The sequence below is a fragment of the Rhodococcus sp. G-MC3 genome (genome assembly GCF_030063335.1).
GTDB lineage: Bacteria > Actinomycetota > Actinomycetes > Mycobacteriales > Mycobacteriaceae > Rhodococcoides.
The window spans coordinates 1-13,419 of record NZ_JASISW010000002.1; the positions used below are offsets into that span (position 1 = coordinate 1).

16 protein-coding genes are annotated in these 13,419 nt (G+C 62.5%); 13 read left to right on the plus strand and 3 right to left on the minus strand.

Annotation, left to right across the window (positions count from 1 at the left end):
- Positions 1-148 precede the first annotated feature (148 nt).
- On the minus strand, positions 149-949 hold the full coding sequence (locus QMK17_RS01820) for a hypothetical protein (RefSeq protein WP_283506684.1): 801 nt from the start codon (positions 947-949) through the stop codon (positions 149-151).
- 33 nt (positions 950-982) lie between these two features.
- Here QMK17_RS01820 and QMK17_RS01825 point away from each other — a divergent pair, with 33 nt between their 5' ends.
- The 4 genes from QMK17_RS01825 (at position 983) to QMK17_RS01840 (ending at position 5,182) form a co-directional block, all read left to right on the plus strand.
- Positions 983-1,936, plus strand: coding sequence for a Ppx/GppA phosphatase family protein (locus tag QMK17_RS01825; protein ID WP_283506685.1), 954 nt, complete (start codon positions 983-985; stop codon positions 1,934-1,936).
- Positions 1,933-3,180, plus strand: coding sequence for a hypothetical protein (locus QMK17_RS01830; RefSeq protein WP_283506686.1), 1,248 nt, complete (start codon positions 1,933-1,935; stop codon positions 3,178-3,180). Before QMK17_RS01825 ends, QMK17_RS01830 begins: the two co-directional genes overlap by 4 nt.
- Positions 3,181-3,191: 11 nt before the next feature.
- The gene (locus QMK17_RS01835) at positions 3,192-4,034 is read left to right on the plus strand and encodes a sugar phosphate isomerase/epimerase family protein (RefSeq protein WP_283506687.1); all 843 of its coding nucleotides are present in this window, start codon (positions 3,192-3,194) and stop codon (positions 4,032-4,034) included.
- 95 nt (positions 4,035-4,129) lie between these two features.
- A complete protein-coding gene (locus QMK17_RS01840; protein WP_283506688.1) occupies positions 4,130-5,182 on the plus strand; it encodes an NAD(P)/FAD-dependent oxidoreductase in 1,053 nt (350 codons plus the stop codon).
- A 2-nt stretch (positions 5,183-5,184) separates the two neighbouring features.
- On the opposite strand, the gene QMK17_RS01845 is transcribed toward QMK17_RS01840, so the two are convergent.
- Entirely contained in the window at positions 5,185-5,601 is a 417-nt protein-coding gene (locus QMK17_RS01845; protein WP_283506689.1) for a hypothetical protein, read from the minus strand.
- Between the two features lie 98 nt (positions 5,602-5,699).
- Here QMK17_RS01845 and QMK17_RS01850 point away from each other — a divergent pair, with 98 nt between their 5' ends.
- The 8 genes from QMK17_RS01850 to QMK17_RS01885 all read left to right on the plus strand — a co-directional run bounded on the left by QMK17_RS01850 (position 5,700) and on the right by QMK17_RS01885 (position 11,739).
- On the plus strand, positions 5,700-6,323 hold the full coding sequence (locus QMK17_RS01850; protein ID WP_283506690.1) for a MerR family transcriptional regulator: 624 nt from the start codon (positions 5,700-5,702) through the stop codon (positions 6,321-6,323).
- A complete protein-coding gene (locus QMK17_RS01855) occupies positions 6,320-7,150 on the plus strand; it encodes a thioesterase family protein (protein WP_283506691.1) in 831 nt (276 codons plus the stop codon). Before QMK17_RS01850 ends, QMK17_RS01855 begins: the two co-directional genes overlap by 4 nt.
- A 91-nt stretch (positions 7,151-7,241) precedes the next feature.
- Positions 7,242-8,057: a pyrroline-5-carboxylate reductase gene (gene proC, locus QMK17_RS01860; protein ID WP_283506692.1), complete on the plus strand. Its 816-nt coding sequence runs from the start codon at positions 7,242-7,244 to the stop codon at positions 8,055-8,057.
- Between the two features lie 127 nt (positions 8,058-8,184).
- Positions 8,185-8,421 (plus strand): helix-turn-helix domain-containing protein, encoded by a 237-nt coding sequence (locus QMK17_RS01865; protein WP_068380116.1) that lies wholly within the window; start codon positions 8,185-8,187, stop codon positions 8,419-8,421.
- Positions 8,422-8,708: 287 nt separating this feature from the next.
- Positions 8,709-8,810 carry a 30S ribosomal protein bS22 gene (locus tag QMK17_RS01870; RefSeq protein WP_003402602.1) on the plus strand — a complete coding sequence of 34 codons (102 nt, stop codon included), beginning with the start codon at positions 8,709-8,711 and terminating at the stop codon, positions 8,808-8,810.
- 211 nt (positions 8,811-9,021) lie between these two features.
- Positions 9,022-10,146: an NAD-dependent epimerase/dehydratase family protein gene (locus QMK17_RS01875; RefSeq protein ID WP_283506693.1), complete on the plus strand. Its 1,125-nt coding sequence runs from the start codon at positions 9,022-9,024 to the stop codon at positions 10,144-10,146.
- Positions 10,143-11,231 (plus strand): lysophospholipid acyltransferase family protein, encoded by a 1,089-nt coding sequence (locus QMK17_RS01880; protein WP_283506694.1) that lies wholly within the window; start codon positions 10,143-10,145, stop codon positions 11,229-11,231. The genes QMK17_RS01875 and QMK17_RS01880 overlap by 4 nt, the downstream gene beginning before the upstream one ends.
- Before the next feature lie 19 nt (positions 11,232-11,250).
- Positions 11,251-11,739, plus strand: coding sequence for a GNAT family N-acetyltransferase (locus QMK17_RS01885; protein ID WP_283506695.1), 489 nt, complete (start codon positions 11,251-11,253; stop codon positions 11,737-11,739).
- A 55-nt stretch (positions 11,740-11,794) separates the two neighbouring features.
- Here QMK17_RS01885 and QMK17_RS01890 read toward each other — a convergent pair whose 3' ends face one another.
- Positions 11,795-12,724 (minus strand): HAD family hydrolase, encoded by a 930-nt coding sequence (locus QMK17_RS01890; protein WP_283507014.1) that lies wholly within the window; start codon positions 12,722-12,724, stop codon positions 11,795-11,797.
- Between the two features lie 274 nt (positions 12,725-12,998).
- Here QMK17_RS01890 and QMK17_RS01895 point away from each other — a divergent pair, with 274 nt between their 5' ends.
- Complete coding sequence (locus QMK17_RS01895) at positions 12,999-13,271, plus strand: glutaredoxin family protein (protein WP_283506696.1); 273 nt, start codon at positions 12,999-13,001, stop codon at positions 13,269-13,271.
- Positions 13,272-13,419 lie beyond the last annotated feature (148 nt).

The window sequence follows — 13,419 nt, forward strand, 5'->3', positions numbered from 1 at the left end:
CGGGTGGGATCAAAAACCCTTGATCCAGATTCGAAGGTCGGTAATCGCGCGCCACCACACGATTATCTCAAACCCGCACCCACCAGCACTCGAGCGAAACACCCTCAATTAAGCAACAGGCTCCCTGGGACGTACTTCCACACACGTGTTATTTGGTGCGCTGGGCCTCGCGGGTGGCCGGGTGGACCGCGATGAGCCCCAAGCCGCGCCGACGTTTGCACAGCGACGCGAGCTCGTCGTACGCAGGCTTCCCGAGCAGCTCGGTCAGCTCGGGCTTGTACGACTCGAAGACCTGCTTACTGCCGACGTGCGCGTCGGGTGAGCCGGAGCAGTACCAGCTCAGGTCGTGGCCGCCCTCGCCCCAGCCGCGACGGTCGTACTCGCCGATCGTCGTTCTGAGGATCTCGGTGCCGTCGGGGCGCGTCACCCACTCCTGGGTGCGTCGGATCGGCAGCTGCCAGCACACGTCCGGCTTCACCTCGAGCGGCTCGATGCCTTTACGTAGCGCCATCGAGTGCAGTGCGCAGCCGATGCCGCCTGCGAATCCGGGTCGGTTCTGGAAGATGCACGCACCCTTGTAGCGGCGGGTTCGGAGCGACTGATCGTCCTCCGGATCGTCGAACTCGACGTATCCCTTCTTGCCGAGACCCTTGTCCATCAGCTGCCAATCTTCGGCAGTGAGCAACTTCACCGACGCGTCGAGCTTCTTCTTGTCGTCGTCGTCGGAGAGGAATGCGCCGTGTGAGCAACATCCGTCGTCGGGGCGGCCCGCGACGGTTCCCTGGCAGGCCGGAGTGCCGAACACGCATGTCCAGTTGGACAGCAGCCACGTCAAATCGGCCGCGATGATGTGCTCGAGATTGTCGGGATCGGGGAATTCCACCCATTCGCGGGGGAAATCCAGGTCGACTTCTGCAGCAAATGTCTGCTTCTTACTACCTGCTGTCACGGAATACGACGCTAGACCCAGTACCGTGGCTATGTGCGATTAGGGGTGCTCGACGTCGGAAGTAACACCGTGCATCTGCTGGTGGTCGATGCGCATCGCGGTGGGCATCCCACTCCGATGAGTTCGACCAAGGCAACGTTGCGTCTGTCCGAGAACACCGATGCGGACGGCAACATCACCCGCGAGGGGGCAGATCGACTGGTCAACGAGGTCGGCGACTTCGCATCGATCGCCTCGAAGTCCGGATGCGAGGAGATGATGGCGTTCGCGACCTCGGCGGTACGTGATGCACACAACAGTGATGCCGTTCTAGCGCGCGTTCTCACCGAAACGGGCGTCGCCCTGCAGACACTGTCCGGTGTCGACGAAGCGCGCCTGACATTTCTCGCGGTACGCCGTTGGTATGGCTGGAGTGCTGGCCGGATCCTGAATCTCGACATCGGCGGTGGGTCGCTCGAACTGACGTCGGGGAGCGATGAGGACCCGGATGTCGCGTTCTCGCTTCAGCTCGGCGCAGGCCGTCTGACCAGGGATTGGCTCGATGTGGACCCGCCGGGCAAGAGGCGCGTCGCCGTTCTCCGGGACTGGCTCGACGCGGAACTCGCGACGCCTGCGAAAGAGCTTCTCGCTGCCGGTGAGCCGGACCGCGCGGTTGGAACCTCGAAGACGTTTCGATCGTTGGCGAGACTGACGGGGGCCGCACCGTCGGCAGCCGGTCCGAGAGTCACCCGCACACTGACTGCGAACGGTCTCAGACAACTCATTGCGTTCATTTCGCGGATGACGGCGGCAGACCGTGCAGAATTGGAAGGAGTCAGTGCCGACCGATCACCGCAATTGGTGGCCGGGGCACTGGTAGCGGAGGCGAGTATGCGAGCACTGTCGATCGACTCGATCGAGATCTGCCCGTGGGCTTTGAGGGAAGGTTTGATTTTGCGGAAGCTGGACACCGAAACGGACGGCGATCTGGTGGTGCGTTCGACATGACCGACAAGTCTCAATCGGCTGACAACAGGCCCCAATCGGCTGACAACAGGCCCCAATCGGCTGACAACAGTCCTGACCCGGAGGACACCGGTCAGATCTCTGTTGCCGAGCTGCTGGCACGTAATGGGCAGGCGACAGCCGGCACCAGCTCGGGCGGACGCCGCCGACGGGGCGTCAAGGGCGGCATCTCGGTCGCCGAACTGACCGGCGAGATCCCGATCATCAGGGCTGAGCCGAGCTCGCCCGCGGCGCCGGTGACGGTCGCGAGCGAAGCGCAGGCTCCGGAAGTGAAGGCCCCTGTGCCTGAGGCTTCGGCGCCGAAGAATTCTCGACCAAAGAATCCGGCGCCGCAGAAGGAACCCGAGCTGTTGTCGGGCTCGACCACTGCCGCCGGAGATTTGCTCAACCGTGCGCACGACGAGAGCGCCCGACGCCCATATGGTTCGAAGGAGGCGCAGCGGCCCTCCGAGCAGCGCCCGGTGCCGGCCACTGGCAAACGAGCGTCGCCGAGCAACGAGACGGAACGGCCTGCCCGTAGCGCTGGCTTCGTTCCTCGAAGCCGTCAGCGTGCGGATGCCGAACCGGCTACCGACGTCACCCCGAAGCCCGCGGTCGATGCAAAGCTTGCGCCGGAGAACGTCCGGCCGAAGACGCAGATCCAGGCCAAGTCGCCGGTCCCACCCGAGACTCAGGCATTCGACAAGACCGACCAGCCCAAGACCGACCAGCCCAAGACCGACCAGCCCAAGACCGACCAGCCCAAGACCGACCAGCCCAAGACCGAGCAGCTCGGTACCGCCGGCGAGGCCTCCCCGGAGACCGAAGTGTTGAAGTCGGCGCCGTCGAAGGCCGCTTCGTCGAAATCGGTTGCTTCCGATCGCGACGATGCTCCCACCGAGTTGGTCGCTGTCGTCGACGATGACAGCGCAGCTGAGGGCGCAGTCGAAGACTCCGTATCCGGGCGCAGGCCGGGCAAGAAAGAAGCAGCCAAACAGTGGCTGGCACTCGCCGGTCAAGGTGTGGTTGCCGTCATTGTCGGAGCCTTGCTGTTCAAGGGCTTCGAACGGCTGTGGGACATGCTTCCGTGGGTCGCGTTGATACTGGCCGTCCTGGTGATCGTCGGTCTCGTTGCCGTGGTGCGCATCCTGCGCCGGACGGACGACATGATCAGCATGGTGATCGCGATCGCTGTCGGAGTGTTCGTCACGCTGGGGCCATTGGCGTTTCAATTGAGCACGGGCTGACAGGGATTTCAATGTCGAAGGGGCACGTTGCGGTGGGGCTGTCGACTGCCTCGGTGTACCCGCAGAACACGGAGGCGGCGTTCCGGTATGCAGCCGAATTGGGTTACGACGGCATCGAGTTGATGGTGTGGGCCGAATCGGTGAGCCAGGACGTCGATGCTGTCGGTGCGCTCTCGCGCAAGTACGCCGTGCCTGTGCAGGCGATCCACGCGCCATGTTTGCTCATCTCGCAACGCGTGTGGGGAGCCGATCCGACCGTCAAACTCGAGCGTTCGGTGGAAGCGGCCGAGAAACTCGGCGCGTCCACTGTCGTTATTCATCCGCCTTTCAGGTGGCAGAAGAAATACGCCGACGGATTCGCTGATCAAGTCGCAGATCTCGAGATGGGCTCGGACGTGATCGTTGCCGTCGAGAACATGTTCCCGATGCGCGCCGACAGGTTCTTCGGCCGCAAGGAGGGGTCGGCCGCCCGTCTTCGCAAGCGTGGGGGCCCCGGTGCTGCACTGTCGGCGTTCGCGCCGTCGTACGACCCCACCGACTCGGGGCACGCGCACTACACACTCGACCTTTCGCACACTGCCACGGCAGGATCGGATGCTGTCGAAATGATGAACCGCATGGGCGACGGCCTTGCGCACCTGCATCTCGCGGACGGGCGCGGCGCATCGGTGGACGAACACCTCATCCCCGGGCACGGCGACCAGCCGTGCGTGGAGGTCTGCACCGAACTGACGCGTCGGGGTTTCCGTGGTCAGGCTGTCGTCGAGATCAACACGCAGAACGCACGGACGCTGCCCGAGCGGGCCTCGATGCTCGGTCAGGCGCTGGAGTTCGCCCGCCGCTACCTGAAATAGTGCTCATCGCCTGGTAGCTGATGGTGAGTTGGTTCACCGTAGACGGATGTCACACACGTGCCCGGCCGGCGGCAGACGGCTCTTACGGTGAGATCATGTCGCAAACGGTGCGTGTCGTGGTGATCGGTGGGGGTTACGCGGGGGTTGCGGCCGCGAATCGAATTGCGTCCGCAGACGTGGGAGCAGACGTCGTTCTGGTCAATCGGCTTGGGACGTTCGTAGAACGAATTCGCCTGCATCAGCTGGCGGCCGGGACATCGGCGGCGGCCGTCGACTTCGCCGAGGTTCTGCATCCCGCCGTGACACTGCGGGTCGGACAGGCGACCGCGATCATCGGAGACGTCGTTGTTCTAACCGACGGTGAGGAACTCTCGTACGACTATCTCGTCTATGCGGCAGGAAGTGTGGCAGCGAAACCGGAGGGTATGGGGGCTGCTTACACCGTCGACGATTACATGAGTGCGCTCGAACTCGCCGAAGTGCTGAAGAACCTGGCCGAGGGGGCACGAGTCACCGTGGTAGGTGGGGGATACACGGGCATCGAAACCGCAGCCGAGATCGCTGAGTCCTATCCAGCTCTTGCCGTTCGATTGGTAAGTGCGTCGCCGGTGGCACACTCCATTCCACAATCCAATCGACGAAAGCTGCTGCGAGGCCTGAGGAAACTGAACGTCGCCGTCGAGCAAGGTGTCACCGTCTCCGAAGTTTCGGGGTGCACCGTCTGGGCAGGTCCGTTCGCGGTGCCGACCCTCGCGCGGGACAGTGGTCTGCTGGTCGACGGCAGGGGACGACTACTTACCGACTCGACCCTCACCTCCGTCAGCGCCCCATCAATCGTCGGCGTTGGCGACGGAGCAACCCAGATCGACTCGCCCGTCCGAATGAGTTGCCAAGCGGCACAAACGCTGGGCGTACACGGAGCTGCCACCGTGCTCGCCCGGATCGCGGGTGAGGAGCCTGCTCCGATGTCGCTTCGGTTCGTCGCACAGTGCGTCAGTCTCGGGCGTCGGGACGGTCTCTTCCAGGTGACGAACAGGGCCGACTGTGTCACTCGAATTGCGATCGGAGGCCGCGCAGGCGCGTGGATCAAGGAGTGGATTTGTGCATCGACACTGAAGTGGGTTCGGGCGGGAACCGTCCGGCGCTGACGTCACAGTGCCCCGACACCCGCTGCGACAGTCGAAACCCCGGCGACGATCAGGCCTGCCGTGAGCGTCGCTGCTCCCACCCACACCGACACCATCGCTCGACCCGGTTTCTGCGGATCCGATCCGAGCACCGACAGGAAGAAACCTGCAGGAACGAAAATTGCAGCCGACAGGACTCCGATGGACGCGACGGCCGACCAGAAATCGGACACACCGGCAGCGGTGGTGACGAGAGCTACGACGAGTCCAAGGCTCACGAGTACCCCTGCGTGCGCGTGACCTGCGCGGAAGAACGTCTTCTGCAGCGGATTGGCTCCGCGTTTGCCGGTGTTGATGCGGAGCAGAAACGTTCCGCCGAATGCAATTCCGATGACGGTGAGCAGTGTTGCTCCGGCGACGATGATCAATAGTGCGCTCATATCCGTTCCTCCTCGATGCGGTAACGTCTGCTGGATACTTTTACTATCTAAACTTGGATAGTAGAAGTATCCAATGGTTGTGGTCAAGGGAGAAGAGCGTGCGTGTATCCGAGCTCGTCTCAGCCTCCGGTGTGCCGCTCGCGACCATCAAGTACTACTTGCGAGAAGGCCTGCTGATGCCGGGCGAATCGACGAGCGCCACTCAGTCGAAGTACGGAAACGAGCATCTCGAGCGCCTGACGCTGATCAAGGCGCTCGCGGGAACCGGACTTCCGATCGACAGAATCAGGACCGTGCTCGGGTTGATCGAACATCAGGACGGCTCGCTGTTCGAGACACTCGGCCGAGCGATTGCTCAGCTGCCTCCCTATTTGGACTCGTCGGATGTCGTCGACTATCCGCAGGCCAAGGCCGTCATCGAGAAACTCGGTCAGATCTACGATCCGCGTTTCGTGGCGGTGGCGCAGCTCGAACGAGCGCTCGGAGCGGCCGAGGACGTCGGCATTCCCATGACCGACGAACGGCTCGAGATTTACGGACGGCATATTAGAGGCATCGCCGAATACGACCTCTCGAAGATGCCGGATTCTGTGGAATCCGCCGTCGAGTACGCGGTCCTCGGAACTGCAATATACGAACCGATCATCACCGCCATGCGACGCCTTGCCCATCAAGACATCTCCGCACGAGGCGCGACGCCAGACGAAAGGCACCATTCATGACCAGCCCCTTCCGCGCGGCAACCACGCTCACGACGCTGGAACATTCGGTGAGCGAGGGGTCTTTCGCTGCCGCGATCGACTCGACCTGGACTATCGGCCCCAAGGTTCACGGCGGCACCATGCTCGCGATCTGCGCAGCCGCGGCGAAGCGTCAGCTCGGCGAGGACGATCTGCAACCGCTCGCAGTCAGTGTCAGCTACCTCAACGCACCCGACCCAGGGGAGGTGGCGCTGACGACGATCGTGCGCAAGCGCGGCAAGCAGGTATCGAACGTCGATGTCGAGATGACGCAGGGTGGACGTACAGCGGTGCGAGCCGTTGTCACGCTTGGCCGGCCCGATGGCGAGCCGCCGCGTCACGAAGTGGAGTCATCGCTCGCATCGATGCCGGTGGAGCCGCCGGAATCGACGCGGGCGATTGGCGGTGACCACCCGATGGCGTCGATCGTGCACGTCGGAAAGGGTTGCGACATGCGCATCGAGCCGTCGTCCGCGCATTTTCTCACCGGAAATCAGGGCGAATCGGAAATCAGAATGTGGGTTCGTCCCAGGCCCGGTGATGAAGAAGACATCGATACTGCAGTGCTGTTCGCGCTCATGACGGGCGACATCTGCGCTCCCGTGACGATGAACCGCGGAATGTTCGGGTGGGCTCCGACTGTGCAGCTCACGGCGTATCTCCGCAAGCAGCCCGCGCCGGGTTGGCTGCGCGTCGCCGCCAGCAGCACGGTCATCGGCGGAACCTGGTTCGAAGAGGATCACCTGGTGCTGGACTCCACCGGAGCCGTCGTGGTGCAAAGTAGGCAACTTGCCATGGTGCCGCGCTAGCCGGCTGTGAACGACCCGTGAGTGGATAGTGACACGGGGGAGTCACTACCCACGCACCGGCGGCGAAGCCGCAATACCTACGCTTGAACCCATGACGAGAATTGCTGTAATCGGTGGCGGACGGATCGGCGAGGCGTTGATCGCCGGACTCTTGGAGGCCGGGCATGCAGTCCGCGACCTGGTGGTGTCCGAAAAGTTCGAGGCTCGAGCGGCTGAGCTTGCGTCCAACTTCGGAATTCTGACTGCCTCGATCAAGGAAGCGTCGGAGAATGCCGACGTCATCGTCCTCGCGGTCAAGCCGGGTGACGTGGACGCGGCGCTCACCGAGGTCGCCAAAACCGATCTCGACGGTGAACACGAGCAACTGATCGTCTCTCTCGCCGCCGGGGTTCCGACCTCGAAGTTCGAACCGAAGCTCCCCGCCGGATTCCCGGTGGTTCGAGTGATGCCGAATACTCCGATGCTCGTCGGCGAAGGCGCCAGCGTGCTGGCACCCGGCCGCTACGCGAAGGCTGAGCACTTGGAACTCGTTCGGACGATTCTGTCCTCGGTGGGCAAAGTGGTCACCGTCAAGGAAAGCCAACTGGACGCCGTCACCGCCGTCTCCGGGTCGGGACCGGCCTACTTTTTCCTCGTCGCGGAGGCAATGATCGACGCCGGCGTCGGACTCGGATTGACCCGCGAAGTGAGCTCGGCACTCGTCATTCAGACGATGGTCGGCTCCGCGGCGATGCTGGATCGCTCCGACGAGTCTCCGGCGGACCTCAGATATGCGGTGACTTCTCCCGGCGGCACAACCGCTGCCGCGGTGCGCAAACTGGAAGAGAATGGCCTCCGAGCAGCATTTTTCGGTGCATTGGGTGCTGCAAAGGACCGCGCCGCTGAGATGGGCGTCACAGCAGAATAAAAAATCGATTACCTACACCCGTCGCAGTAACCCCATGGGTCACGTTAAGCTCACAGGTAGCACGTGCGTGTCTGTTCGGCAGGAGGGGAAGCCTGCCGCGCGAGACGTGCCGGAGGTATGTGAATTGATGGCGCCTGTAAACAAGCCGTCCAAGGGTGCGTCCCTGGACGGACAACCAGCTCTGGCTGGAACGCAATTCCTCACAGTGGCCGAAGTGGCAACACTGATGAGGGTGTCCAAGATGACTGTGTACCGCCTGGTACACGGCGGAGAACTGCCTGCAGTTCGAGTAGGTCGATCGTTCCGTGTTCACGCCAAGGCTGTGCACGACTACCTCGAGACCTCCTACTTCGACGCAGGCTGAGTAGCGCTCTCTTGCGCGAGCTTTGCCGGGCCGGTTTCGTGGATCGACGGCGGTCCCGGTAAGGTCGACGCTTGTCGTGGCCGAGTAACATCGGCACTCGTGCAAGGGGCTGATAGTTGCATTGAGCTTCGACCAACGAGGCCCGAAGCGCCAGCTTGGGGATCGACGGATCATCGGTGCGTCGCGGCTTCTGTTGCGTATGCACGGAAGAGTTCGAGGATGCCAGGTAGGCGTACGCAACTTCGCGTGCGCGAAAACGCTAGAAAAGAACGTGAGGAACACCCGCCATGGGTTCAGTGATCAAGAAGCGTCGCAAGCGCATGTCGAAGAAGAAGCACCGCAAGTTGCTTCGTCGTACGCGAGTGCAGCGTAGGAAACTCGGTAAGTAAAACTTCAACGAAAAGCCCGTCACCGTTCGGTGGCGGGCTTTTTCGTTGAATAGAAAACTTGGCAAGGTTTTCTTGTCCGTACATACATTTTTCCTGCACAGAGCGGCTTTTCATACCGTTCGCATCTTCCTCAGATTCCAGTAGGCTACGCAGTGCGGCCCAGCTTTTCGATGCAGCGCAGCCCGGTTTCGATGAGGTGCAGGGAGTGTGAGTGAACACGAACGACCGTGGCGTAGCGGCGCCCAAAGTAGTCCTGGTCACCGGCGCAAGTCGCTTTCTCGGTGGGTACCTCGTCACTCGACTGGCTCAGAATCCGGCGATCGAGCGAGTGATCGCTGTCGATACTCGTTCTCCGAGCAAAGATCTATTACGTCGAATGGGTCGGGCTGAATTCGTTCGCGCGGACATCCGCAATCCGCTCATCGGCAAAGTCATCCGCAACGCAGGCGTCGACACCGTTGTCCATGCGGCAACTATCACCAAGCCTCCCAAATCCGGTGGGCGTGCGACGATGAAAGACCTCAACGTCATCGGTGCGATGCAACTGTTCGCCGTCTGCCAAAAATCGCCGACGGTGCAGAAGGTCGTCCTCCGTTCCTCGTCGTCGGTATACGGATGCAGCGCCAAGGATCCGGCCAAGTTCACCGAGGAGATGAGCGCGCGTCGCCCTCCGTCCGGAGCTTTCGCTCGTGACACCATCGACATCGAGGGATACATCCGCGGACTCGGCCGCAGGCGACCGGACATCGCGATCTCGATCCTGCGCATGGCTCCGCTGATCGGACCGAGGCTCAACGGTTCGATCTCCAGGTACATGACGAGCCCGCTGATCCCCAGCATCATCGGCCGCGACGCCCGCATGCAACTGCTGCACGAGGAAGACGCGCTTGCAGCGCTCGAACGCGCTACGGTCAGCGGGCCGGCGGGAACCTTCAACATCGGTGCCGACGGCACCATAATGCTCAGCCAGGCGATCAGGCGAGCGGGTCGTATCGAGGTGCCGGTTCCGTTCGCTTTGTTCAAGAGCGTGGGCCGAGCGTTGATGGGAGGCATGATGCGCGAGTTCACCACCGAACAACTCGACTACTTTCACTTCGGTTGCGGTCTCGACACCACTCGAATGCGATCGGACCTCGGATTCGAACCACGGTGGACTACGGTTCAGGCATTCGACGACTTCGTGCGCGGTGCGGCGCTACGGCCGGTACTGAGAACCGAATGGGTCGACTCGGTCGAGAGGGGCCTGTTGACGGCGATCGACGCGGGCACAGGCGTGGCACAGACAGTGCTCGGCGCTGCATCAGAACTTACGACGACATCAGGACGGGAAAGGTGAACGAGGTGGCGAAGGTGATTCCGCTGCACGGCACCGGTTCCGGCCGCGGTGTGTCCTCCCGCAGGCGCGCCGACCAGAACCGCGCCGACCAGAACCGCGCCGATCTGAGCCAGGCGGAGGAGAGCCGGAACAGGCATCCGTCTTCGTATGCGGAATCTCGACCGCCCACACCCATTGTTCCGTCGACGGGCGCGCTGCCCCTGCCCGCCACGACGGAGCCGAATGCGCTCGATGCTGTCAAGGCTTCGTTGGTCGAGCAGATCGCAGGCGCCGCGGAATTCGTCCGCAGGCGGCTCTCCGGCGACTACACAGTCGACGAATTCGGTTACGACCCACACTTCGCCGACGCTCTATGGTTGCCGCTGCTGCGGCCACTGTTCGACAAGTGGTTCCGTGTCGAGATCAAGGGCATCGAGAACATTCCGAACGACGGCGGCGCACTGCTGGTTGCCAACCACGCAGGTGTCATTCCCGTCGACGCGCTGATGACGTCGGTTGCCGTCCGCGATCACCACCCTACGCATCGGCCGCTCCGAATGTTGGCTGCGGACATGGCGTTCGAGATGCCGGGGGTCGGAACCATTGCTCGTAAAGCCGGGCACACGCTCGCGTGCAACCCGGACGCCGAGCGATTGCTTCGCATGGGCGAATTGGCCGCAGTGTTTCCCGAAGGCTTCAAAGGAATCGGCAAACCGTTCAGCGAGCGCTACAAACTGCAGCGATTCGGTCGCGGCGGATTCGTCTCGGCAGCTCTGCGGACGGGCGCGCCGATCATTCCATGCTCGATCGTCGGCTCGGAAGAGATCTATCCCAAGATCGGCGACATCACTCCTTTGGCGCGATTGATGGGAATGCCGTATTTCCCCGTGACCCCGTTTTTCCCGCACTTCGGGCCGCTCGGTCTGATCCCGTTGCCGTCGAAGTGGTACATAGAATTCGGCAAACCGATCTATACGGACTCCTACGACGCGCAGGCATCGGAAGATCCGATGGTGCTGTTCGAGCTGACAGACCACGTTCGGGAGACAATCCAGCACACGCTGTACCGGCTACTCGCCCAGCGTCGCAACGTCTACCTGGGCTGAGGGAAAGTACGCTGGTTCGGTGCTGATCCGCGACACCATCACCGAAGACCTCCCGACGATTCTCGACATCCACAACGACGCCATCAGGAACACAACGGCGATCTGGGACGAAACCGAAGTCGGACTCGACGAGCGCATCGCGTGGCTGGACGGGCGGCGCAGCGCCGGATACCCCGTCTTGACCGCGGACGTCGACGGGGACGTAGCCGGTTATGCGTCGTACGCCCAGTGGCGTCCCAAGAGCGGGTATCGGCTCACCGTCGAACATTCGGTGTACGTGAGCCAAGACTTTCACCGTCGGGGCATCGCGACCCTGCTTCTGACCGAGCTGATCGAACGAGCGCGGACCGCAGGGATTCATGCGCTGATCGGCGTCATCGAATCCCGGAACACCACATCGATCGCGCTGCACGAGAAATTCGGGTTCGTCACTGTCGGACAGATGCCCGAGGTGGGCGTCAAGTTCGATCGATGGCTCGATCTCACCCTGATGCAACTGACACTCTGACAGATGTTTTTCACCGCCGTACACACACGTGCGTGTGTGTACGGCGGTGCAAGGTCTACGCCGCCCGGCGCCGCCCCAGCACGGCCGCGAGGCCGCCGCCGACGGCGCCGAGAGCGAGAGCCGTCGGAACCCCGATCTTGGCCGCTTTCCGTCCGGTTCGGAAATCGCGGATCTCCCACCCGCGGTTCTTCGCGAGCTCGCGAAGATCTGCGTCGGGATTGACAGCGACTGCTGTGCCGACGAGCGAGAGCATCGGTACGTCGTTGTGACTGTCGGAATACGCGGTACAGCGCTTGAGATTGAGTCCTTCGCGTACCGCAAGTGTGCGCACGGCATGCGCCTTGCCGAGTCCGTGCAGGATGTCGCCGACGAGGCGCCCGGTGAACACCCCGTCCTTGCTCTCGGCGACGGTACCCAAGGCTCCGGTCAGACCCAGCCGCTCGGCGATGATCTGCGCGAGCTCGAGGGGGGTGGCGGTGACCAACCAGACCTGCTGACCGGCGTCGAGATGCATCTGAGCAAGAGCAGCAGTGCCAGGCCAGATCTTGTCGGCAATGAGTTCGTCGTAGATCTCCTCGCCGAGCTCGCGAAGTTCGGACGTGGGCCTGCCCCTGATGAACGACAGCGCTTTCTCACGTCCGCTCGCGACGTCTTCGCTGTTCTCTTTACCGCTGACTCGAAACTTGACCTGCTGCCACGCAAATTGTGCGAGGTCACCGCTGGTGAAGTATTTGCGTGCGGCGAGACCGCGCGCAAAGTGGATGATCGACGCACCCTGAACCATGGTGTTGTCGACGTCGAAAAACGCGGCAGCCGTCAGATCCAGCGGAACCGAGCCGCCGCCCTCAGCCTGCAGTGCGATCGCCGCATCGGCGCTCGCCTCGCCTGCAACGTTGGCACGTACCTGGGCGTCGGACGGACCGAGGGGGTTGCGCAGCCTGCGTTTGCGACGCTTGTCGGCGTGCGGCTTCGCGGTGTCCACCATGTCTTCGTCGGGAACCTTGGAGACCGGTAGGTCGATCGTGGACTTGTCTGGATCGGTCGCAGCCTTGTCTGGATTTGCCCCAGATGTGGAAACGTCGGCCTCAGGCAATTCAGCTTCGGGCAATTCGAATCCCCCGTCGGACATCGCGCGCACCTCCCTGCTCGAGCACTGCCACAACCCTAGTCCGTGCAACGGACATGAGAACTCTGCATGCGACCTCGTCGACGAGGGATGTGACGTTCGTCTCTCGACGACGAGTGCGACAGTGGACGATATGGATTCCAGCAACACCTCCGTGGTCCTTCTCACCCGCGCCGGTTGTCACACCTGCGTGGTCGAGTTCGAACGCCTGACGGCCATATGCGGCGACTTCGGAATTACACCGACCGCGATTGACGTCGACGAAGCAGCCGAAACGGACCCTGACCTGCGCGCGGAGTACGGGGACAGAGTCCCGGTGGTGTTGTTGGAAGGACGTGAACACAGTTATTGGGAGGTCGACGAGTCCAGATTGCGGGCTGACCTGAGGCTCGGAAGGACGCCCTAAGAGCATGGGCAAGCTCTCGCTTTGCAGGTGAAGGCGCTTGTAGCACGGATCCAGCGACTTTGTTCATTCGTTCACAAGCAGTTACCGTGGTGCGAACGCAGGAACTCAATCCTGCGGCCTGCCCAGGATCAGCGTGAAGATCGGCCGT